The 22,693-nt window shown below is 45.3% G+C and carries 22 protein-coding genes, 1 tRNA gene and 1 rRNA gene; 19 read left to right on the forward strand and 5 right to left on the reverse strand.

The genetic code is table 11. From position 1 onward, the window contains the following. The first annotated feature begins 153 nt into the window (after window positions 1–153). The 3 genes from chrA to QSV55_RS02175 all read left to right on the forward strand — a co-directional run bounded on the left by chrA (window position 154) and on the right by QSV55_RS02175 (window position 3,191). Window positions 154–1,299 carry a chromate efflux transporter gene (gene chrA, locus QSV55_RS02165; protein ID WP_289650513.1) on the forward strand — a complete coding sequence of 382 codons (1,146 nt, stop codon included), beginning with the start codon at window positions 154–156 and terminating at the stop codon, window positions 1,297–1,299. Window positions 1,300–1,393: 94 nt separating this feature from the next. Further along, a complete protein-coding gene (locus QSV55_RS02170) occupies window positions 1,394–2,419 on the forward strand; it encodes a S66 family peptidase (protein WP_289650514.1) in 1,026 nt (341 codons plus the stop codon). Window positions 2,420–2,441: 22 nt separating this feature from the next. Next, window positions 2,442–3,191, forward strand: coding sequence for a class I SAM-dependent methyltransferase (locus QSV55_RS02175; protein WP_289650515.1), 750 nt, complete (start codon window positions 2,442–2,444; stop codon window positions 3,189–3,191). A 28-nt stretch (window positions 3,192–3,219) separates the two neighbouring features. Here QSV55_RS02175 and QSV55_RS02180 read toward each other — a convergent pair whose 3' ends face one another. Further along, complete coding sequence (locus QSV55_RS02180) at window positions 3,220–4,347, reverse strand: MFS transporter (RefSeq protein WP_289650516.1); 1,128 nt, start codon at window positions 4,345–4,347, stop codon at window positions 3,220–3,222. A 97-nt stretch (window positions 4,348–4,444) separates the two neighbouring features. Between QSV55_RS02180 and QSV55_RS02185 the strand changes: the two genes are divergently transcribed. The 3 genes from QSV55_RS02185 to QSV55_RS02195 all read left to right on the forward strand — a co-directional run bounded on the left by QSV55_RS02185 (window position 4,445) and on the right by QSV55_RS02195 (window position 8,077). Further along, window positions 4,445–5,056: a tetratricopeptide repeat protein gene (locus QSV55_RS02185; RefSeq protein WP_289650517.1), complete on the forward strand. Its 612-nt coding sequence runs from the start codon at window positions 4,445–4,447 to the stop codon at window positions 5,054–5,056. Window positions 5,057–5,140: 84 nt separating this feature from the next. Beyond that, complete coding sequence (locus QSV55_RS02190; RefSeq protein ID WP_289650518.1) at window positions 5,141–6,616, forward strand: BCCT family transporter; 1,476 nt, start codon at window positions 5,141–5,143, stop codon at window positions 6,614–6,616. 114 nt (window positions 6,617–6,730) lie between these two features. Beyond that, the gene (locus QSV55_RS02195) at window positions 6,731–8,077 is read left to right on the forward strand and encodes a YjiH family protein (RefSeq protein WP_289650519.1); all 1,347 of its coding nucleotides are present in this window, start codon (window positions 6,731–6,733) and stop codon (window positions 8,075–8,077) included. A gap of 30 nt (window positions 8,078–8,107) precedes the next feature. On the opposite strand, the gene QSV55_RS02200 is transcribed toward QSV55_RS02195, so the two are convergent. Genes QSV55_RS02200 through QSV55_RS02210 form a run of 3 tightly spaced genes read right to left on the reverse strand, consistent with a single transcriptional unit; the run spans window position 8,108 to window position 9,457 of the window. After that, window positions 8,108–8,425, reverse strand: a complete 318-nt coding sequence (locus QSV55_RS02200; RefSeq protein ID WP_133452431.1) for a heme oxygenase — start codon at window positions 8,423–8,425, stop codon at window positions 8,108–8,110. A gap of 12 nt (window positions 8,426–8,437) precedes the next feature. Beyond that, window positions 8,438–9,145: an SDR family NAD(P)-dependent oxidoreductase gene (locus QSV55_RS02205; RefSeq protein ID WP_289650520.1), complete on the reverse strand. Its 708-nt coding sequence runs from the start codon at window positions 9,143–9,145 to the stop codon at window positions 8,438–8,440. Between the two features lie 51 nt (window positions 9,146–9,196). Further along, entirely contained in the window at window positions 9,197–9,457 is a 261-nt protein-coding gene (locus QSV55_RS02210; RefSeq protein ID WP_133431720.1) for a SunI/YnzG family protein, read from the reverse strand. A 165-nt stretch (window positions 9,458–9,622) separates the two neighbouring features. On the opposite strand from QSV55_RS02210, the gene QSV55_RS02215 reads away from it, so the two are divergent. The 9 genes from QSV55_RS02215 (at window position 9,623) to QSV55_RS02255 (ending at window position 17,019) form a co-directional block, all read left to right on the forward strand. Further along, window positions 9,623–10,222, forward strand: a complete 600-nt coding sequence (locus tag QSV55_RS02215; protein WP_289650521.1) for a hypothetical protein — start codon at window positions 9,623–9,625, stop codon at window positions 10,220–10,222. Continuing rightward, window positions 10,219–10,905 carry a DNA alkylation repair protein gene (locus QSV55_RS02220; protein ID WP_289650522.1) on the forward strand — a complete coding sequence of 229 codons (687 nt, stop codon included), beginning with the start codon at window positions 10,219–10,221 and terminating at the stop codon, window positions 10,903–10,905. The genes QSV55_RS02215 and QSV55_RS02220 overlap by 4 nt, the downstream gene beginning before the upstream one ends. Further along, window positions 10,902–11,411, forward strand: coding sequence for a metal-dependent hydrolase (locus QSV55_RS02225; RefSeq protein WP_289650523.1), 510 nt, complete (start codon window positions 10,902–10,904; stop codon window positions 11,409–11,411). Before QSV55_RS02220 ends, QSV55_RS02225 begins: the two co-directional genes overlap by 4 nt. 25 nt (window positions 11,412–11,436) lie before the next feature. Further along, window positions 11,437–12,624 carry a UTP--glucose-1-phosphate uridylyltransferase gene (locus tag QSV55_RS02230; protein WP_289650524.1) on the forward strand — a complete coding sequence of 396 codons (1,188 nt, stop codon included), beginning with the start codon at window positions 11,437–11,439 and terminating at the stop codon, window positions 12,622–12,624. Between the two features lie 8 nt (window positions 12,625–12,632). Further along, entirely contained in the window at window positions 12,633–12,863 is a 231-nt protein-coding gene (locus QSV55_RS02235; protein WP_133452435.1) for a hypothetical protein, read from the forward strand. 41 nt (window positions 12,864–12,904) lie between these two features. Continuing rightward, on the forward strand, window positions 12,905–13,966 hold the full coding sequence (locus QSV55_RS02240) for an efflux RND transporter periplasmic adaptor subunit (RefSeq protein WP_289650525.1): 1,062 nt from the start codon (window positions 12,905–12,907) through the stop codon (window positions 13,964–13,966). A 92-nt stretch (window positions 13,967–14,058) separates the two neighbouring features. After that, window positions 14,059–14,940, forward strand: a complete 882-nt coding sequence (gene ypfJ, locus QSV55_RS02245) for a KPN_02809 family neutral zinc metallopeptidase (protein WP_289650526.1) — start codon at window positions 14,059–14,061, stop codon at window positions 14,938–14,940. A gap of 66 nt (window positions 14,941–15,006) precedes the next feature. After that, window positions 15,007–16,536, forward strand: coding sequence for an amidohydrolase (locus tag QSV55_RS02250; RefSeq protein WP_289650527.1), 1,530 nt, complete (start codon window positions 15,007–15,009; stop codon window positions 16,534–16,536). Window positions 16,537–16,548: 12 nt separating this feature from the next. Beyond that, window positions 16,549–17,019: a SepA family multidrug efflux transporter gene (locus QSV55_RS02255; protein WP_289650528.1), complete on the forward strand. Its 471-nt coding sequence runs from the start codon at window positions 16,549–16,551 to the stop codon at window positions 17,017–17,019. A 36-nt stretch (window positions 17,020–17,055) separates the two neighbouring features. On the opposite strand, the gene QSV55_RS02260 is transcribed toward QSV55_RS02255, so the two are convergent. After that, on the reverse strand, window positions 17,056–18,516 hold the full coding sequence (locus QSV55_RS02260) for an alpha-amylase (protein WP_289650529.1): 1,461 nt from the start codon (window positions 18,514–18,516) through the stop codon (window positions 17,056–17,058). Window positions 18,517–18,679: 163 nt separating this feature from the next. On the opposite strand from QSV55_RS02260, the gene QSV55_RS02265 reads away from it, so the two are divergent. The 4 genes from QSV55_RS02265 (at window position 18,680) to QSV55_RS02280 (ending at window position 22,603) form a co-directional block, all read left to right on the forward strand. Next, entirely contained in the window at window positions 18,680–19,708 is a 1,029-nt protein-coding gene (locus tag QSV55_RS02265; RefSeq protein WP_434784208.1) for an Mrp/NBP35 family ATP-binding protein, read from the forward strand. A gap of 12 nt (window positions 19,709–19,720) precedes the next feature. Next, a complete protein-coding gene (locus QSV55_RS02270; protein WP_289650531.1) occupies window positions 19,721–20,407 on the forward strand; it encodes a KinB-signaling pathway activation protein in 687 nt (228 codons plus the stop codon). Window positions 20,408–20,885: 478 nt separating this feature from the next. Beyond that, window positions 20,886–22,438, forward strand: a 16S ribosomal RNA gene (locus tag QSV55_RS02275). Window positions 22,439–22,526: 88 nt separating this feature from the next. Then, window positions 22,527–22,603, forward strand: a tRNA-Ile gene (locus tag QSV55_RS02280). The last annotated feature ends 90 nt before the right edge of the window (window positions 22,604–22,693 follow it).

Genomic DNA, 22,693 nt, shown 5'->3' on the forward strand with positions numbered 1-22,693 from the left:
CTCCCTTTGTGATATCTATTTATTATAAACGTGAACGGCGTCAAATGTATACGTTTTCACAAAATCTTAATAAACTCTTTAATTTACAATCTTGTAATACTTCTTGCGCGCCCTTTCATAGTACGATAAAAGAAAATGACTTTAAGGAGCCATATGAATCGCATACTGGAAATTTTCATCGTCGCATTAAAACTAGGTATCACTTCATTTGGGGGACCTACTGCCCATCTAGGTTATTTCAGAGCAGAATACGTGGAGAAAAGGGAATGGTTGTCTGACAAAGTCTATCAGGATTTAGTGGCGCTCTGTCAGTTTCTGCCGGGGCCGGCCAGCAGTCAGGTGGGCATGGCTATCGGCATGATGAGAGGCGGCCTGCTCGGCGGAATCGCCGCTTTTCTCGGCTTTACGCTGCCTTCTGTACTGCTTCTGATTCTGGCAGTCAGACTGATGCCGCCTTCCATCGACTGGGTACAGGGACTGAAGCTGGTGGCTGTTGCCGTTGTCCTGCATGCCCTGATTGGGATGGCGAAAGGCAGTCTGCAGTCATGGCAGACGGTCGGAATAGCGCTGCTGGCACTGTTAGCCTGTCTCTACCTGTCCACTGCTGTGACACAGATAGCGGTCATCATCATTTCAGCCCTTATCGGTATAGCGCTCTTTAAAGCGGGTTCTGAACAGGGCGGCCCTGTAGCATTACCGCTGTCGAGACGTACAGGTATCATCAATTTGGTCTTGCTGGTGATTCTACTGGTCGGTTTACCTGTCTGTGCGAATCTTCTTCAGAATGACTGGCTGACTGTCTTTGATAAATTCTACCGGTCAGGCTTATTAGTCTTTGGTGGTGGCCACGTCGTACTGCCGCTTTTGGAACGGGAATTTGTCCCGGTCTTTTTAGAGGCTGATGAATTCATTGCGGGCTATGGTCTTGCACAAGCTGTACCGGGGCCGTTATTTACCTTTGCTTCATATATTGGCGCGGTGATCGGCGGACTATGGGGCGGGTTATTGGCCATGGTAGCGATTTTCCTGCCGGCCTTTCTGCTTGTAGCGGGGTGTCTGCCATTCTGGCAGCAGATGCGTGAGAAGACAATGATGCGAAAAGCTTTAATCGGCATCAATGCAGGGGTCATCGGTATTCTTGCTGCCGCCTGGATTGATCCGATCATCAGTCATACATTATTTGATATTAAAGATTATCTTTTATTTGTGCTGTTATTCTGCTGCCTGCATTATTTCAAATTCGCCCCGTGGCTGATTGTTCTGCTGGGTCTTGTCATTGGACTTGTCTTCTACAGATAAGTCACTTATATGCATATTAAGTGTTTTTCCTTATGGAAAAGCGCTTTTTGCTTTATAATTGAGAAAGACTACAATACAGAATGGGATGACGCATATGAAATATCCGGTATTATTGGAACACAGCACAATTGGAATCACACCTGTATCTAACGGTATTTTCTCTGAGGCGGAGGAAATGTTCGAACAGGCCTTTAAACGTATGGAAGAAAGAGGCTTCAAAATTGTCCTGAACGAAGATATCTGGGGACAAAAAAAGGCGCGGGCTGTTTCTGCTGAGAAGCGTGCAGCAGGCTTGGTGCAGATGATGACTGATCCGAATATAGATGTCATCATGCCGCCGTGGGGTGGCCATCTGGCCGTTGAATTACTGGAATATCTTGATTTTGATAAGCTGCAAACAAAGTGGCTGACCGGTTATTCTGATATCTCCACTCTATTACTCGCTGTGACGCTGAAGACAGGGATTGCCACTGCGCATATGGCGAATATTGTGGATTTACGCGGCAGTCATATGGACGAAGTCACAGCACGCTGGCTGGATGTACTGAGTGGTAAGTCCGGCCAGCAAATCATCCAGACTTCTTCTGAACGTTATCAGCTCGAGTGGGATCATGAGCATCCTACTGATATTGTCTTCAATCTGACAGAGAAGACAGAGTGGAAGGCAGTAGACGCAAAAGGACACGATTTAACAGGGGCTCGCTTTGAAGGGCGTGTGCTCGGTGGATGTATAGATACGATGAGACACTTAATCGGCACCCCTTACGGCGACGTTGCTGCCTTCAGAGACAACCATACAGAAGGTGAAGACATTCTATGGTATATAGATGTCAGTGAACTGGATACAGTTGATCTGAAACGTTCATTGACCCAGATGAAATACGCGGGCTGGTTCGAATCTGCAGCCGGTGTTATGTTCGGCCGTGTGGGCAAACCAAGTGTCAAGGAAGACTATACTTATAAAAATGTCTATCAGGATTTAGCGCAGGAACTGGGGAAACCTGTGATCTATGATGTGGATTTCGGACATAAACCGCCGCAGATGGCGATTATTAATGGAGCGTATGGTATGATAGAAATGATTGAAGATAAGGGACAGCTGACACAGTGGTTTAAGTAGTCTTTTAACGGGGGGAACACGTATGGACCATACGGATGTTTTTACGACTAAAGCATTTCTATATGAAAAAAGCAGACCATCCTATCCGGATGAAATGCTTACTTTTCTAAAACATCAATTTAATATAAAAGAAGATACACTCATAGCAGATATTGGTGCCGGCACCGGTAAATTCACCGAAAAGATTCTTGATTTAGGCTGTCGGGTCATTGCGGTCGAACCTAATCAGGTGATGGCTGAGCGTCTGCGGGATAGTCTGATGTGTGACCAGCTGGTTGTCAGTGAACGCCCTGCCGAACATACAGAGATAGACGCAGGCACCGTTGATCTGGTAGTGGCAGCACAGGCCTTCCACTGGTTCGACTGGCAGCAGTTTAAAGAGGAATGCAGCAGAATACTTAAACCGCGGGGCGTTGTCTGCCTCATCTGGAATGTCAGAGATGAAGCAGCACTTATCAACCGTCGAACAGCGGATATCTTCAAGACCTATTGTCCGGCATACAGTGGCAGTAGTAACGGGATGATGAATAATGATGATGCTATTCGTCAGTTCTTTGAAGGAGAGTTTGAACTGTTTGAAACTCGTCAGGACCTGACCTATAAGGAGCAGCAGTTTATCGACCGTTGTCTATCAGCAAGTTATGCGCTTGAGGCGACAGATGAAGATTTTGATGCCTTTGTGACGGCGCTCAGATCGTTATTCCAGGCATTCGCAGAAGAAGGTAAAGTGGTTATCCCTAATATGACGCGCTGTTATTACGGCACAATATAAGAGGTCAGGTTATACCTGACCTCTTTTTTTAACGTTTGATTGCGAATGCGATGCAGAGACAGATAACGACCAGACCGGCTGCCATATAAGGGCTGTAAGTGAGCGAGAAGTTCTCGAGCAGAATACCGCCGAGGAGGGCACCTGCGCCGATGCCTGCATTGAGCGCTGACATATTCCATGCCATAATCTGACTGGTATCACCTTCTACCTGCTTGATGATACCCATCTGAATAGCAGGATTGGTGCTCCATTCAGAGAAATTCCAGACCAGAATGACAACTAACAGCACGACAAATGAAGACAGTACAAAATTAAAGATCAGCAGTGTCAGCATAAAGAGTGTCAGACTGACCAGCAGCCATTTGCGGCTGCCCAGGCGGTCGGTCATTGTACCACCAAAACTGGTGCCGGTCATGCTGCCGATACCCGCAACAAAAAGTGCGATAGAGACATCGGTCAAGTTGTAGCCGTGTTCAATCATGATCGGACTGATATAAGTGAAGACAGCTGAATTCGCCGCCAGCAGTATAAAGGTAATACTGATATATTTAGCGGCTTCCTTCGGATAGAGCAGCTGGTTGCGGCTGGAATCTGAAGTCTCACCCTGAATGTGTTTCGGTAACTGGTAGACCAGCAGGATGGCAGCGACGAAGCTGAAGAGGACGATCATCCAGAACGTTGCACGCCAGCCGAGCAGTTCACCGAGCTTCGTACCGATAGGGACACCGAAGACATTGGCGCCGCTGAATCCCACATAGACGAGCCCGAGCATCTTGCCCCTTGTTTCAGGCTTGCTCAGGACAACTGTCAAGGCCAGTATTTTAACGACGATGATGGAAGCGGCTGCTGAAGCGATGATACGTCCGATGACAATAAGGGTAAACGTCTGACCGGCGGCATTAAGGGCATTACCTGCCATAAAAACCGCGAGACTGACCAGAAGGACCGTTCTTGGATTGAAACGCTCTGTCAGCTTGACCAGGATAGGACCAGAGATAGCGAAGGTCAACGCATAAATCGTGACGAGCTGACCAGCAAGGCCGGGCGAGATGTGCAGATCGTCACTGATCAGTGTCAGCACACCTGCGACGACGAGTTCAACCATACCGACAACAAAGATGCTGAGAATAAAAGTAAAAAGTTTAAAATAAGACATAAAGTTTCCTCTCAATAATTGGTAAGTCAATTATAACATGTCTTCATTAGACATTGCGCATGACTGACATTACAATGAAGAAAAAGGAGGAATCCATGTGATAGAAGAGAAAATTGAAGCAGCTTTCGATGCTTATGACCAAGGAGACGACAAAGAGGCCTATCGTCTGTTCGATGAAATGAAGAATGAATTGACACCCGGTACAGAGGACTATGTGACTTATCAGCATGCGCTCGGTTATCTATACATCACTGAGCAGAAGTTTGATACGGCAAGAGCCCACTATCTCGAAATGCTGGCAGCGACGACTGCTGAAGAGAAGCCGGCCATTTTGCATCAGCTCGGGACTGTAGAACAGCTTGACAGTGAATTTGAACAGGCGGCAGATTATTTCCAGCAAGAAGAAAGGTTACTTGATGCCCACGATGTCGAGAGTTTTGCGGCTAATTATTATGCTCAAGGTTATACAAAGATGCTGAGTGGTGATTACGAGGGTGCCCTTCTTATACTGACAAAAGCACGAGATCATGCGCAAGATGAGATCAGTCAAGCCTATGCAGAGCGTGCACTCGGTGAACTTTATGCTGCGCAGAGTCAGCCGGTAGAAGCGAAAGATTATTTTTCACAGGCGAAGAAACATTTTCGCGTGGCGGGAGACGAAGTCGGCGCAGCTGAGATTGAGATGCTGGAATCCATCATATTTGAGTGAAAAGAGAAGCGGCTGCTTCTCTTTTTTTTGGTTAAAGCGCTGCTAATAGGGAATAAGTAGACGTAAATTATTGTGGAGGTTATTATGAAAAAATATACGCCTGTCTTTATGATCTCAGCTGTCATCTGTATTCTCTTTGCAGCCTGGGGCGTTGTGTCGCCTGCAGGTATGCAGAAGAGCACGCAGCAGATGACTGCATTTATTACCACGAATTTCGGCTGGTATTATCTGATCACTGTTGCCATTATTCTGATTTTCTGTCTTTACATCTTCTTCTCACCGTTTGGTGGCATCAAGCTGGGTGCACCGGATGAAGAAGCCGAGTTTTCACTGCCTTCATGGTTTGCTATGCTTTTCAGTGCAGGAATGGGGATGGGGCTTGTCTTCTGGACGACGGCTGAACCCATCAGCCATGCGTTCAAACAGACACCTAAAGCTAAACCGGGGACCAATGAAGCAATCGGTGATGCGTTCCAATATGCTTTCTTCCACTGGGGAATACATGCCTGGGCAGTTTACGGTGTCGTAGCGCTTGTCCTTGCTTATTTCAGCTTTTATAAGGGCTACCCCGGACTCATCAGTGCGACGCTTGTCCCACTTTTCGGCAAAGAAAAAATGGCAGGACCTATCGGTAAGACCATTGATATACTCGCGATTATCGCGACTGTTATGGGTGTAGCAGCGACACTTGGTTTCGGTGCAGCACAGATTAATGAAGGTCTGAATTATTTGTTTAAAGTGCCAAGTAACTTTACGATCCAAGTGATTATTCTCGTCGTGTCGACGATTCTCTTTACCTGGTCTGCATGGTCAGGCATTGATAAAGGTATCAAGACACTCAGTAACATCAACATGCTGCTAGGTTTTGCGCTGATGATTTTACTGTTCATTGTCGGGCCGACCGTCTATATTCTGAATACATTCACCGATACACTCGGGAACTACGTTGCTCATTTCGTGGATATGACATTGCGCCTTGAGCCTCTGGCAGATGGCAGACGTCAATGGATTAACAGCTGGACCATCTTCTACTGGGCATGGTGGATCGCCTGGGCGCCGTTTGTCGGTATTTTCATTGCACGGGTCTCACGTGGCCGGACCATCAAGGAATTTATCTTAGGTGTACTATTAGTGCCTGCCTTGGTCTGCTTTATTTTCTTTGCAGTCTTCGGTGCATCTGCTGTCCATTTACAGCTGGGGGGCATTGATTTATCGCAGTTCCCGGTTGAAACCACCACATTTGCTATGCTGCAGCATTATCCACTGGGTAAAATAATGAGTTTCATCACGCTTTTTGTTATCGCGCTATTCTTTATTACATCAGCGGACTCGGCGACATATGTCCTGGGTATGCTCAGCAGTAATGGAGATATCAATCCGACTGCACTTGTCAAAGTCACCTGGGGATTACTCTTATCTGTCATTGCTGGGATCGTCATGTATGCAGGCGGTACTGCGGGATTACAGAACGTCCTCATTATTGCGGCACTGCCGTTCTCTGTCGTGATTTTCTTCATGATGATTTCTTTGTTGAAGGCATTAAGAAAAGATCATTTTTAGATATTGAAAACGTTTTCTAAATTGTGTATACTTCTATATATCTGCATTGCATATAAATAATAAGGAAAGAGCGTAAAAATTCTTTTACGCTCTTTTTTTCGGATGGAGGATATAATGGAGAAGTTAACACAGAAGCAGCATACGATAGGGATGTGGAAGTTTATTCTGACTTCAATCCTGGGATTGTTCTTATTTGTCACACCATTGACAGTGGACGGAGAGGCGACATTGCCGGTCGCACTTCTTGCCGGCTGGCTTAAAGAGACGATAGGCAAAGGTATGCCGACCGTACTCATCATCATCATCACTATTTCCATGCTGATGACCCTCTACTGTTCAATCTTAAAGAATGCGAAGACTTCTTTTATGAAGAATTTGTTTGAAGTCAATATCATCTGGTTGATCATCCGGCTTTTAGGGACGTTCTTTGCGATTGTTGTCTATTTTAAATTACCTGTGCCTTTTGTGAATACAGAAGCGACCGGCGGACTGATTTATAATGACCTGCTGCCGACACTCGTCACAGTCTTCCTGTTTGCAGGACTTTTCCTGCCGCTACTTATGGATTACGGTTTATTCGAGTTTATCGGTCCGATGTTCTCGCGTGTCATGCGTCCGCTCTTTACCTTACCTGGACGTTCTGCCGTTGAGAATCTAGCTTCATTTGTCGGCGATGGTACAGTCGGTGTCATGATGGCGTCTAAGCAATATGCAGAAGGCTTCTATACAAGAAGAGAAGCCACGATCATCGCCACCAGCTTCTCAGTGGTCTCGATTACGTTTGCGATTGTCATCGCCAAACAAGTAGAAGTCATGAACCATTTCTTTTTCTTTTACTTTACCGTGATTGCATCCTGTCTGATCGCTGCGATGATCACACCGCGCATCTGGCCGCTGTCGTCCATACCGGATACATATTCAAATGGTTCAGCTGAAAAACTGAAGGAGGATATTCCCGCTGGTTACAACGCCCTCAGCTATGGTTTTGAAAATGCGGTATATAGAGGCTATAGAGGACGGAATTTCAGTGATTTCCTCGGCCTCGGTTTCCGCACGGTGATGGATATGTGGTTTGCCGTTCTACCCGTAGTCATGGCCATCGGTACCATTGCGACCATGCTTGCAGAATTCACACCGCTCTTTAAGATTTTAGGCGCTCCATTTGTTCCTATACTGAATTTCCTGCAGGTCCCTCATGCGGCTGAGGCGTCACAGACTATTCTGATCGGTTTCGCGGATATGTTCCTGCCGGCCATTCTGATTCAGGATGTGCCGAGTGAGATGACGCGGTTTGTCATCGGTGCACTCAGCATATCGCAACTGATCTATCTATCAGAAGTAGGCGGTGTGATACTGGGCTCCAAGATTCCAGTCAGTCTGCCTAAACTATTTGCCATCTTCTTGATTCGGACGGCCATCATTTTACCGATTATCATTGCGATGGCACACCTTATCTATTAAAAAAATTCCAGTCATATGACTGGAATTTTTTTATGGACGCTCAAGTTGTGATTTAAGTTCATAGATGACGAGCTCAGAACCGAGCATCGGTGATTCACCCTGGGACTGAGAGGGACGCTGATGTGCTTTCTTAAATGCATCTGAAGTCTTCCAGGCTTCAAAGTCCTCCAGTGTCTCCCAGTAAGTGTTGACGTGCAGCTCATCATGTTCCGGGTTGCCCTGAACAGCGAGAACTTCTGTCTTGACGAAACCTTTCAAATCTTCAATGCCGCCACCTTGCGTGAAGCGCGGGGCCATTTTTTCTGCAAAACCTGTTTTCATTTTAATGCGGTTGGATACGACAAACATAAAGTTTCCTCCTTATTTCTGGACAGGATGAGTTGCCCAGATCTGATTCGTTTTAATGAATGTACGGCGGTTGAGTTTAAGCTGGCTGACGATGACGTCCGCGATATCCTCAGGATGGGTCATCGTGTCCGGATCAAGTGAGGTTTCACCGATTAAATCTGTCAGGACAGCTGAAGGATTGATAGTGAAGGTACGAATATGATGTTCGCGCATTTCACGCATCACACCTTCAGTCATACCTGCCACTGCAAACTTAGTAGCTGAATAGGCAGCAGTCTTAGCCGTTGCATTGATGGAAGACATAGAGGCGATATTAACGATGTCACCGGCCTGCTGTTCGATCATATGAGGCAGGACTTGCTGCATCATGGTGAAGACGCCCATGACATTCGTTTCAAACATGTCACGGAGCTCCTCGGCAGATGTCTCGAGGAAAAGATTTGTTTTCATGATGCCTGCATTATTGATGAGGATATCGATACGGCCGAATGTGTCGAGTGTATGTTCGACTGCTGCTTTGATATCCTCTTCTTTTTTCATATCGCAGACTACAGCTGTAGCATCAGTGTCCAGCATATCAAGTGTTTCCTGCAGGGCATCAGCATGACGGCCGGTGATGGCTATTTTGACACCTTCATCGGCAAGTGCGATAGCGGTCGCGCGCCCGATACCACGAGATCCCCCCGTAATAAGGGCGACTTTATTTGCTAAGTTTTCCATTGAGAGTCCTCCATTGACAGAAAAAGCCGCACAGAAGTGCGACTAGTCATATTATTTATTTAATTCATTCAGGATTTTTTTATCATTGTGTGTATAGATAATATATGATTTATCTTTTGTTTCTAACAGAATACGGTTTGTTTTACCAAAAGTAGAGCCAATACGTACAACATTCTCCTGGTTCTCATCGGTAGCAGCATAAATATTAGTATCTTCTTTAACGCTGACGATATCTTCGTTCGGGATTGTAATATCCGCTACACGCCATTTAATGTTAACCTCTTTGTCGTTTTTAGTGATTGTCATTGCCATTGATAAACACATCCTTTTTATATTTTGTTACTTATAATATACCCCTTTTTTTACACGCTTACAAATAATGCGTATAAAAATTGACAGGCATAGTAACTATTAATAGATTCCTTTTTCATGAATAACCAGTATAATAGTTAAATACTAATGGTAAGGAGAGAGAACATGAAACAGTTAATGGTTCTAGTTCTTGGCTTAGTGCTGATACTGTCAGGCTGTCAGCAGCAATCAGATGAGAAAGATCCACAGATTGATAAGGAAAATACAAAAGAAATGAAAGATGAACATAAAGAAACCGAACAAGCGACTGGCCATAACGATGCTAAGAAGCCCTCGGTAAAAGTAAGAGTCAAATCACCGGAGACAGAGAACGATCCGGCAACAGAAGCGGTGAGTGACGAGCATTACGATACAGCCATCTATAATGCAGCGAGAAACTGTCTATTGACAGGCACTTGTACCAAATATACTGATACGCCTGAATACTCGCGCGCCTGGAATAACCTCGCGACTGAAGGTTATCTCTGCCAGGATCATCATTGTGTCAAGACAGAACAGCCGACTGCAGAAATAAGAACAGTCCCGCGTACAACAGAAAGCGTGACGACAGAACAAGTGACCTCTGAAGTTCCGACTACTGAAGTGCCGGCGACAGAACAGCCGTCAGCCGAGAAGACGGCTGAAGAAACAGCTGAAGAGACATCAATACAATCAGCAGAAGATGTGAAAGTATCATCTGCTGAAGCAATGGATGTGTCCTCATGATACTGACGCTTGATATCATTAAAGAAACCTATACACCCTATGCAGATGCTGATAATAGTGTCACGATGAGCAGATATATGAAGAATCAGTTTCCGTTCCTAGGTATTAAGAAGAAAGACAGCGCACCGATTAATCGTGAACTGTTCAGAACATACGAATTACCTGAAAGTCATGCCCTGAAAATGCTGGTGCAGGCCCTGTTTTCCGAGCCTGAACGCGAATATCATTACTTTGCTATAAGGCTGCTGGAAAAACAGAGGCATGAGCTCACCTCAGATGACCTATCTTTTCTGGAGTCCTTGGTGCTGCAGAACAGCTGGTGGGATTCCATAGATGATCTTAGTCCGAATATCGTCGGTCCTATCATCCGTCAGGGTCATCCGGAGGATCTTGAGCGCATGATGGGCTGGGTGACTTCTGATAATTTCTGGTTGCAGCGTGCAGGGCTGCTGCATCAGCTGAAATTTAAGAGTAAGATGAATGAGGAATTGTTGATTAAAATGATTGAACAACTGAAACACGATAAAGAATTTTTTATCAGAAAAGCGATCGGCTGGATTCTGAGAGAATACTCGAAGACAGCCCCTGACTTTGTTATGGACTACGTCAGTAAAGCAGGCTTGTCAAAGCTCAGTGAACGAGAAGCGCTGAAATGGCTGCGAGCGAAGGGGGCAGTCGTATGACAGGTAAAACCCATCTCGCTTTCGGTATTCTGCTCGGCACAGGATATGCGCTTAGAACGACGACTGATTTAGGTCAGTCTGTGGCGATTATTACCACAACAGCGGCGTTCAGCCTGGTGCCTGATATTTGTCACGCAGGCAGTAAAATAGGTCGCAAGCTAAAGCTTCTTAGCTTACTGATCGGCTTTTTCTTCGGTCATCGAACGATGACACATTCTCTCTTTTTTATGGGGCTGACGGCTGTCATTCTGACTCTGCTCAATATCGATTTTATTTATATCATCTCTAGTTTACTTGGCATTGCGAGCCATATTATACTAGATATGTTAACACCGAGAGGCGTTGCACTCTTTTTCCCGCTTGACTATAAAGTCGTTTTGCCGATCCACTTCAAGACAGGAGGCATTGTCGACCTGTCTCTGGCAACAACTTTCACATTATTGACTGTCTATCTGGTCTATGTTGAAATGTTTCATCGCACAATCAACTGGCTAAATGGATACTAAAACTCATGTTATTAAAGGAGAAATTATGGCTACTTTGCAGGATTTACCGACTTATCATCACCATGCACTGTCTGAAATGCTGACGATGATGTCTGAAGAAGAAAAGAACCGACTGACCCAGGAATTAAGTTCACTGAATTTGGATGAAGTGGCAGCACTTTATGAAGATGTTTACGTCAATCGTCACGTTGAAGCGCCGGCGGGTCAGCTTAGAGATGTAGAGACAGAAGTGAAATCTGAAATGTCCGAGGAACGCCTGACTGAACTTGAGGGTCTTGGCCGTCAGGCTATCCGCGAAGGACGCTTTGCTGCACTTCTGATGGCTGGCGGCCAGGGCACACGTCTTGCGCATCCGGGACCGAAAGGGACGTTCACTTTTGATGGTATCAGTCTCTTTGAGCTACAGGCGAAACAACTGCTGAAGATTTCTGCTGAGTGCAATACAACCATTCCGTGGTTTATCATGACAAGTGATATCAATCATGAAGAGACACTGGCATTCTTCAAGGCGCATCATTTCTTCAATTTTCCGGAAGAAAATATCACGTTTTTCAAACAGCCTAATATCGTGGCTTTATCACCTGAAGGACAGCTGCTACTGAATAAGCAGGGCGAACTGCTGACCTCTCCTAACGGCAATGGAGGTATTTTTGAGGCACTTGCTGCGACAGGCCTTTATGAGACGATGCACAAACGTGGCATTGATTATATCTATCTCAATAACATCGATAATGTTCTGGTGAAGGTGCTGGATCCGGTGTTCTGTGGTCTTGCTGTCGAGTCCGGGGCCGATGTCACGACAAAGACCATCCGACCTCTGAACGGTGAAAGTGTGGGACGTGTGATTATGGCAGATGATAAGAAGCAGGTCATGGAATACACAGAACTGCCGGAAGGACTGGAGAATCAGTTTACGAACGGGAATATCGGCATCCATATTTTCAGACGTGATTTTCTTGAAGCGGCGTCGACTCATAAGCTGCCTTATCATCTGGCCGTGAAGAATCTCGAACAGCTTGATGAAGATTTTGCTGTCGTGAAAAAAGAAACGTTGAAATTCGAAAAATTCTACTTTGATATCTTCCGTTATGCTGAGACTTTCAAGACGCTGCAAGTGGACCGTGAATCGGAGTTCAGCCCGCTTAAGAACAAAGAGGGAAAAGATAGTATAGAGACAGCGAGACAAGCGTTGCTCGACAATCATATGATCTAGGAGGCCATATGTTACCTTATATCGGATTTGGTGCGATTGCACTGATCAATCTTTATTTTGCCTATTATTTTATTCTGGCAGATGGCCGGGGCCAGTTGACTTGGATGGGTTTCGTATCGCTGTTTGTAGCACTTGTCTTTATCTATCTGCTCATGCGCTATTATCAGTCGATGAAGCGTCAGGATATGAAGCACTTCAATGCACATATAAAATCTGATGACGACCGTCTGTTGAAATAAGGCAGATCATATTCTGGATGACATAATGAATGAGGGGAAAAATGAAAAGAAAATGGCTATGGCCGCTGCTGCTCACTTTGCTTATCTTTGCCATGATTGCTGGAAGTGCAGTCTATATGGCTTATCAATCTCATCAGGCGAAAAACACGATTTATATCGATGATTTTATTAAGAAACAGACGATCATCATCAAGGGTAAAGTCGCACAGCATCAGGCTACTTATTATCTGAAGCCCGCAAAGAATGATCCGGTCAAGGTTCATGTTAAAGAAGGCGAGAAGGTTGCAGCGGGTAATCCGCTTTATACTTACAGAGAGGCAGATCAGGAAGGTAACACTGAACTGAGCCTGCAGCTTGATAATAAACGCGTGGAAAAAGAACAGATTGAAGGACAGATCACTGCTTATGAGGAGCGGCTAGCTGAAGCGACTTCTGAAGAAAGTGCCTCTATTGAAGCGCAGATCAACTGGCTGGAGTCTGAGCTGACGAAAGCAGAGAATAACATCAGTATTCTTGAGGAGAAACAGAAGAAGCAGGAAGATAAAGTGGGGGCTCTGACCATCAAGGCGAGTCAAGCAGGCACCATTCTTGATATCGATGATGACCAGCTGCAATCCTTTACAGCTGTGAGACAAGACAAACCTGTCCTTACGATGAGCGTAGGTAAACCTTATTTTGAAGGCTATGCACGTCGCGGCGAGGTGGAACTGCTATCACCTGTCATGCCTTTTGACAGCACGGATGATAGTCCCGTTAAAGGCTCGCTGACTAAAGTCGCTTTGACACCGCGTGATGAATTACGGGGTAAATCGCAGGGCGTTCAAGGCTTCCTCATTGAAGGCAGTCTCGACAAAACAGATGACCTGTATTTAGGAGACCGGTTATCTATAGCAGTGCATCCATCGAAGAAAGGTCATATCTGGCTGCCTGAAAAATATGTGAAGAAAGTCATGAAGGCTGATAAACCTGAGTATTTTGTCAAAAAAGTGTATGGCAGTGATAAAAATGAAGCTAAAGTAACGGTGGAGAAAGAAGCTGAACAGTATTATCTCGTCACACAGGGCTTATCCGCTATCGATAAATTAGAAGCCTATAAAAAGTAAGCTGAGGAATCAGCTTATTTTTTTTGGCATGATAGTTTCTTAAAATTATGGGTATAAATTAAATAAATTAAGTAGATAGCGGAGGTAACCTTATGCAGTGGCAAGGTAGACAAGGAAGTTCAAATGTAGAAGATATAAGTGGCGGTGGCGGCGGCTTTCCGGGTGGCGGTATGGCAGCAGGCGGTGGCGGTGTCGGCTGTCTCGGTATTATAGTTGCCATTATCTATATGCTGATTACAGGAAATAGCCCTGGCGATATTTTAGGTGGAGATTCCGGCCAGCAACAACAGACGCAGCAGCAACAGACGACCCAGACGGATGGTTCGGCAGATGACCGCAAACAGTTTGCATCTGTTGTACTGAAAGATACAGAAGATGTCTGGAACAACATTTTCCAGCAATACAATCGTACTTATCATGAACCTAAGATGGTTCTGTTCTCTAATGGTGTCAATACAGCTTGCGGTAGTGCAAGTTCATCGATGGGACCTTTCTACTGTCCTGGCGACCAGAAGCTTTATATCGACTTAACGTTCATGGATCAGCTGGAACAGCAGTTAAACGCGCCGGGTGACTTCGCGATGGCTTATGTCATCGCCCATGAAGTCGGACACCACGTTCAGTATGAACTGGGTATCTCTGATAAAGTCAATCGTTTAAGACAGCAGTTAAACGAAACAGAGTTCAATAAATATTCAGTAGCTCTTGAGCTTCAGGCTGACTACTTCGCCGGTGTCTATGCCCATTATGAAAATGAAGCAGGAATTACTGATGAAGGTGACATGGAAGAAGCAATCAAAGCGGCTCATGCAGTCGGCGATGATACCCTTCAGCGAAATGCGACCGGCCGCGTCAATCCGGAAAGTTTTACGCACGGTACAAGTGAGCAACGTATGAAATGGTTTAAAAAAGGCTTTGATACAGGTGACGTCAACGGCGGGGACACATTCAGCGCTATGGGCCTTGACTTATAATTGCTTATAGAAGTGAAGAGAAGATATACTTAAAGGAGTATATCTTCTTTTTTTTGGAGGTAATAGATGAAATTATTTTACGGCGGCACCATTTACACGATGCAGCGAGAAGGTCACAAAGTTAAAGCGGTTCTGGTAGATGACAACCGGATAGTAGCTCTATTTGATGAAGTGCCGAAGGTAAAGGCGGAATATATTGATCTGCAAGGTGCAGTCATGTTTCCGGGCTTTGTGGATACGCATATCCATCTGGTAGGTACAGGAATGGCGCTTGGCAGCGTGAATTTCAAAGATGATGTTTCAATAGAAGATGTAAAAGAAAAGCTCAGGGCTGCGGCACAGCAGCTTCCGAGAGAGAGCTGGCTGGTCTGCGAGGGCTATAATGACAATCAGCTGAATTATAGACTGACGCGTGATGAGATCGATGAACTGGCAGATTGCCGCGTCATCATCAAACGCGTATGCCGCCACGCTGCTATTGTCAATAGTGCGGCCTTCAGTGCCCTATGCATCGAGGACGAGGTCCAGGACATGGATGGCGGACATTTTGAAAAAACAGAGGGGCGATTGAACGGCTGGGTGCATGATCACGCGATGGATCTGTTCGTGAATGCCAGCCTGAATGAGACAGTTGATTCACTTGCGCGACATATGGAACGGGCGGCACGTGGAATGCATGCAGTCGGACTGACAGGTATTCATACCGAAGACTTAGGTTACTATAATAGCCCCGAAAATGTACTGGCTGCCTACTCTCAAGTGTTCGGTAAGAATAAAATGCAGCTGAGGCTTAATCTGCTGCGTCATTATTCTGTCTTCGAGTCAGTGGCTGACTACGTGTTCACTGATTGGCTGAAAAAAGATGCGATGAAGTTTTACGCAGATGGTGCACTGGGGGGCAGAACCGCTTTATTCCGTGAGCCGTACAGTGACCAGCCAGATACGAGAGGGCTTGCTATTTTCAATCAAGAGGAATTAGAAGAACAGGTGCAGCGCGCACGACGTCACCATTCAGCAGTCGCTGTCCATATTATCGGCGATAAAGCGTGTGAAATGGTGCTGGATGCGATTGAAAAATATCCATTGAGGTCGGGACATGACAGGCTGATTCATGTCAGCTTCCTGTCGCCGGATTTAATAGCGCGTATGAAGAATCTGCCGCTCATCTGTGATGTACAGCCCCTTTTTGCCACTTCTGACTTCCCCTGGGCAATCGACCGGGTAGGTGAAGCACGCAGTCGATATGCTTACGCCTGGAAATCATTGACGGAAGCGGGTATCATGTTAGGCGGTGGCTCGGATTCGCCCATCGAGTCATTTAATCCATTGAAGAGTATAGATGCCGCTGTCAACAGACGGCCATTCGATGCGCAGAACCAGTATTTCACTGAAGAATGCCTGTCCATTTATGAAGCGATTCAGCTCTTTACGGTTAATGCTGCGATGATTGGCCAGCGTCCGGAGAATGGCATGATAAAAGAGGGTTATTTGGCGGACTTCACAGTGCTCGAGACAGATCCATTCACTGCTGAGCATATTGGAGATATTCGCAACAAGATGACGATTGTAGACGGTGATATTGTCTATAGACGATAAAGGAGGCGCAGGATGAAATTCAAAATAGATGTCAGCAAGATGATGACACTGCTTTTTATGACCACTATCTTTCTGGTATCCGGTTTGATATTTCTCATACTTGTGTCATTCGGACTGTTCGGCCTGAGTCGCATACTGATTGCGTGGCATCTGGCTGAATTTACTTATAATCAGAGTTTTGCGGACAATCTTTTTTACTACGGCTCCTATATAGCCGGAGGTTTTTTTCTGCTGCGGATAGTGGAATTCGTTTTTGATAATCTGAAACGCCTTTATCAGGATAATCCTTATTTTCAGGCACCTCTTGTGCATGGAATCATTCCTATTTCAGCGACGTTGATATTCTATTTCTTCGTTCACGTCAATTATCAGTATATCCGCATCAATTTCTTAGTCATTATGATAATTATCACCGTTCTTTATGTGCTGACTGAAATCTTTTATCCGAATAGTGAAGACTTAAATCAGACAGATGATCAATAAAAGGCACGGAATCTTTTGATTCCGTGCCTTTCTTATTTAGAAGTCTTTCTGGCAGTATACTGACACGCTGCCTGGATTGACTTTAAAGATGCCATTACCCTCGTCATCTATAATGACTTCATCTTCTCGGACATTGTTGTAATCAAGCCAGACTTGACCGCGCCGTTCTTTGCCGACAAACATCTGTTTCTGTGCTTCTTCTGTGCTGCTGTTCATAATGACAGCACAGCCTGAGTTTTCCACTTCTTTTGCACCACGGCGCACCCAGCCGATTACGTTTTCGTGATCAAAGTAATCATCTTGAAGGCCGTAAGCTTTGTTTTTGCGGATGAAGAGCAGCGTATCAATCATTGCTTGTTTGCCTTCTATCGGCATCTCTCCGCCGATACCGTAGTAGTCACCGTAAAAGACAACGGGAAAGCCGTCATATCTCAGAAGGATTGACGCATAGGCAAGTGGTTTGAACCAGTCTTTGACGAATGACTCCAGCGCTTCTCCCGGCTGAGAATCATGATTGTCGACGAAAGTGACAGCATTTAGCGGATTTTCCTGAACGAGTGTTTTATCGAACAATTGACGAAGATCATAGCCCTGCCCTTTTTCGGAGGCTTCCTTGAAATTGTAATGGAGCTTCACATCAAACAGATCAAGCGCATAGTCAGCCTCTGTCAGAAAGTTCTCGTTGGTTTCAAGGTCCGGCAGCCAGAATTCACCGACGAAGTAGAAAGGTTTGTCAGAATGATCAGTCATCGCATGAACAAAATCTCGTATAAAGTAAGATTCAATATGCTTGATAGCATCTAAGCGCATCCCGTCAATATCCAGTTCATCTATCAGCCATTTCCCCCAGTCAATCATTTCTTTTCTGACGTCTGGGTGCTTATAATCGATATTTGAGAACATCAAGTAGTCGAAATTACCTTTTTCATCGTCCACATTTTCATTCCAGTCCTTATTTTCACCGAGAATTTTATAGATTCCTGTTCTTCCGGTACTGTGATCATAATCAGTGCCGTTGAAATGGGTGTAATTCCATTTGAACTGACTGTATTTGTCTTTGCGGCCGGGGAAAGTGAATTTTGTGTAACCTTCAATGTCAAACGGTTCGGAAATGACCTTCATACGGTTTTCCGGGTCTACTTCTACGACTTTGAATACTTCGGTTTCATCAGCGCCTGCTTTATGATTCATCACGATATCGACATATACTTTTATGTCATTGTCATGACAAGCTTTAATAGCAGCTTTTAGTTCTTCTTTCGTACCATATTTAGTCCGGACCTCGCCTTTTTGATCAAATTCGCCGAGATCATAGACATCATAGACGCTATAACCAGGATTTGCGACGTTATCTGCTTTGGTCACAGGAGGAATCCAGACGGCATCAATACCTCTTTCTTTCAAATTGGGCGCATCTTCTTTAAGGCGGTTCCAGTGATTACCGTCGCCGTTCGTATGCCATTCGAAGTACTGCATGATTGTATGATTCTGTATCATCTAGCCTCATTCCTCTACATTTTAGTTGGTGGATATATACAGTATACCACCATAGCTGAAAAGTAAGACAATTCGGACGAATAGTACTGTGATTTATTGATTTTTTGTTATACTAGTTCTAATAGAAGAAGAAGGAGCGTTTAAATTGCTAAGTAAAGAACTGATGATTGAATTAATCGGCCAACTGAAAGATCCTGTCATTAACCATCCATTAAAAGAAACAGGCGGTATTAAGGAACTGACTGTTAAAGAAGAAAAAGAACATGTCAGCGTTAAACTGGCGATTGCTAAACTAGGCGGTCAGCCTCAGCTTGATCTGCAGCAGCAAGTCGTGGAGACCCTTAAAACAAATGGGGCCAAAACTGTAGGCATCCGTTTTGAGGAACTGGATGCTGCAACGCTTGAACAATATCGCGGAGAAGCGGCATCACCTGTTGAACGTAAACTGGAAAATGTTGAGTTCATCTCCGTCGCTTCAGGTAAGGGCGGGGTCGGTAAATCAACAGTATCTGTTAACCTGGCTGTTGCACTTGCCCGTTTAGGTAAGCGTGTAGGACTTGTAGATGCAGATATCTATGGTTTCAGTGTGCCGGATATGATGGGAATCACTGAACGACCAGGTATTAAGGGCCAGATGATTGTGCCTGTCGAACGGTTCGGCGTGAAAGTCATCTCGATGGCATTCTTTGTAGAAGAGAATGCGCCGGTAATCTGGCGCGGCCCGATGCTCGGTAAAATGATCAATAACTTCTTTGAAGAAGTGGAATGGGGCGAACTGGATTATATCCTTCTCGATTTACCGCCCGGCACAGGGGACGTCGCACTTGATGTGCATACGATTCTGCCGAAGAGTAAAGAGATTATCGTTACGACACCGCATCCGACAGCAGCCTTCGTTGCAGCACGTGCAGGGGCAATGGCTCTTCAGACAGACCATGAAATTCTGGGGGTTGTAGAGAATATGTCTTATTTCGAAAGCAAGGAAACAGGCAACCGTGAATATGTGTTCGGTCAAGGGGGCGGTGCTAAGCTTGCTGAAGAACTTCATACAGAGCTGCTCGGACAATTACCACTTGCACAGCCTGAATGGGATGAAGCGGACTTTGCACCATCCATCTATGATGAGAATCATGAGTTAGGCTACATCTATCAAGAAATAGCAGAAAAAATCATTAGCAAGACTAATAGATAGAGAGGCAATATAGTGACACTTAGAAATTTATTGAAGTTTTATGGCACGACCTTAGTGATCGGCCTTATCACCACCATTTTGGTCAGTCTGATTTTTGCGTATGACAAGCTCACTGCTTTTCTGGTAGAGGGGCAGATAGGTGAGTTTCTGGCAGCACTCATCTGGTTTATGGGCTATGGTTTACTTATAGCAACTATCAGTCAACTTGCATATTTCAGTTATCTCTTTATTCATCAGCTGGGGCTGGGGATATTTAGAACAGCATGGAAACCTATCCAAGTGGTTATCATCCTATTTGCATTCTTCGACCTCGTCTATTTCCGATTCCTGAGATTCGGTGAACAGCACGGAGATGTTGTGAGATTTATCTGGATACCGATACTTGTCCTGATCAGTGCGCTGCTTGTCAGCTATTATAAATCTAAACTGACTGCGACAAACGTCTGGGTACCTGCAATGTTCTTTATGATAGTGATGACAACAGTTGAGCTGATTCCTTTCCTAAAGGTAGAAGATACGACCTGGCTGTACACAACTATCTTCCCTCTGATCTTATGTAATACGTTCCAGCTTCTGATGATGCCTAAATACAATGAAGCCTCAAAGATAGAACGTGCTAAACGTCGGGAAACAAGAGAAGAACGCATGACAGCATCGCGAACAAAGTCAGCGACAGTTAAGAAGAAAAAGCAACAATAGAACGTTTGGTTGGCCCCTGTAATAATGGGGGTCTTTTTTTTCTAAAAAAATTAGATAAAGTAGTTGACAGTTTTATATCCGCTTGTTATGATATTAAAGTCGCTGAAAACGACAAGAGCTTTAAAATAAATTGCAAGAAAAAAGTCTTGAAAGTGTAAAAGTGGTACTTGAAACGAAAGAATGATTCGAGTAAAATTTTTAATGCAAGCTTGAAAGACATAGCAACTTAACTTTAAATGACTGATACGAAGTGTAAAACTTCTTAAATAAAAGGCTTGCAAAGTTAAAGAAAAGCTGTTATCATTTAATCTTGTGAGACGAAAAATGAACATTGAAAACTGAATGACAATATGTCAACGTTAATTCCAAATAAGACTGCGATTTTAATCGCTAGTCGCATTTGCAAACTCGCGTAGCCGAGTTTGTACAATGTTAAAGAGTGATTGGCTTAACCAATCAGAGAGCTTTATCAAACACTTTTATGGAGAGTTTGATCCTGGCTCAGGATGAACGCTGGCGGCGTGCCTAATACATGCAAGTCGAGCGGACAGACGAGGTGCTTGCACCTCTGAAGTCAGCGGCGGACGGGTGAGTAACACGTGGGTAACCTACCTGTAAGACTGGGATAACTTCGGGAAACCGGAGCTAATACCGGATAATATTTTCCACCTCATGGTGGAATAGTGAAAGACGGTTTTGCTGTCACTTACAGATGGACCCGCGGCGCATTAGCTAGTTGGTGAGGTAACGGCTCACCAAGGCGACGATGCGTAGCCGACCTGAGAGGGTGATCGGCCACACTGGGACTGAGACACGGCCCAGACTCCTACGGGAGGCAGCAGTAGGGAATCTTCCGCAATGGACGAAAGTCTGACGGAGCAACGCCGCGTGAGTGAAGAAGGTCTTCGGATCGTAAAACTCTGTTGTAAGGGAAGAACAAGTACGTTAGTAACTGAACGTACCTTGACGGTACCTTACCAGAAAGCCACGGCTAACTACGTGCCAGCAGCCGCGGTAATACGTAGGTGGCAAGCGTTATCCGGAATTATTGGGCGTAAAGCGCGCGTAGGCGGTTTCTTAAGTCTGATGTGAAAGCCCCCGGCTCAACCGGGGAGGGTCATTGGAAACTGGGAGACTTGAGTGCAGAAGAGGAGAGTGGAATTCCATGTGTAGCGGTGAAATGCGCAGAGATATGGAGGAACACCAGTGGCGAAGGCGGCTCTCTGGTCTGTAACTGACGCTGAGGTGCGAAAGCGTGGGGATCAAACAGGATTAGATACCCTGGTAGTCCACGCCGTAAACGATGAGTGCTAAGTGTTGGGGGGTTTCCGCCCCTCAGTGCTGCAGCTAACGCATTAAGCACTCCGCCTGGGGAGTACGGTCGCAAGACTGAAACTCAAAGGAATTGACGGGGACCCGCACAAGCGGTGGAGCATGTGGTTTAATTCGAAGCAACGCGAAGAACCTTACCAAATCTTGACATCCTCTGACAACTCTGGAGACAGAGCGTTCCCCTTCGGGGGACAGAGTGACAGGTGGTGCATGGTTGTCGTCAGCTCGTGTCGTGAGATGTTGGGTTAAGTCCCGCAACGAGCGCAACCCTTATCTTTAGTTGCCATCATTCAGTTGGGCACTCTAGAGAGACTGCCGGTGACAAACCGGAGGAAGGTGGGGATGACGTCAAATCATCATGCCCCTTATGATTTGGGCTACACACGTGCTACAATGGATGGTACAAAGGGCAGCAAAACCGCGAGGTCAAGCAAATCCCATAAAACCATTCTCAGTTCGGATTGTAGTCTGCAACTCGACTACATGAAGCTGGAATCGCTAGTAATCGTAGATCAGCATGCTACGGTGAATACGTTCCCGGGTCTTGTACACACCGCCCGTCACACCACGAGAGTTTGTAACACCCGAAGCCGGTGGAGTAACCTTTACAGGAGCTAGCCGTCGAAGGTGGGACAGATGATTGGGGTGAAGTCGTAACAAGGTAGCCGTATCGGAAGGTGCGGCTGGATCACCTCCTTTCTAAGGATAATACGGAAAAGGAATCTTAATTCCTTCGGAATGACGTCTGACATATTGTATTCAGTTTTGAATGTTCATTCATTCAAATGGGCCTATAGCTCAGCTGGTTAGAGCGCACGCCTGATAAGCGTGAGGTCGATGGTTCGAGTCCATTTAGGCCCACCATTTAAAAAATTGTACTTTGAAAACTAGATAAAGCAAGAAGAAAAAGATTTTACCAAGCAAAACCGAGTGAGTTCATTGATTGAATTCTCA

Origin of the sequence: Macrococcus bovicus (genome assembly GCF_030376725.1) — a bacterium.
Lineage (GTDB): Bacteria > Bacillota > Bacilli > Staphylococcales > Staphylococcaceae > Macrococcus > Macrococcus bovicus.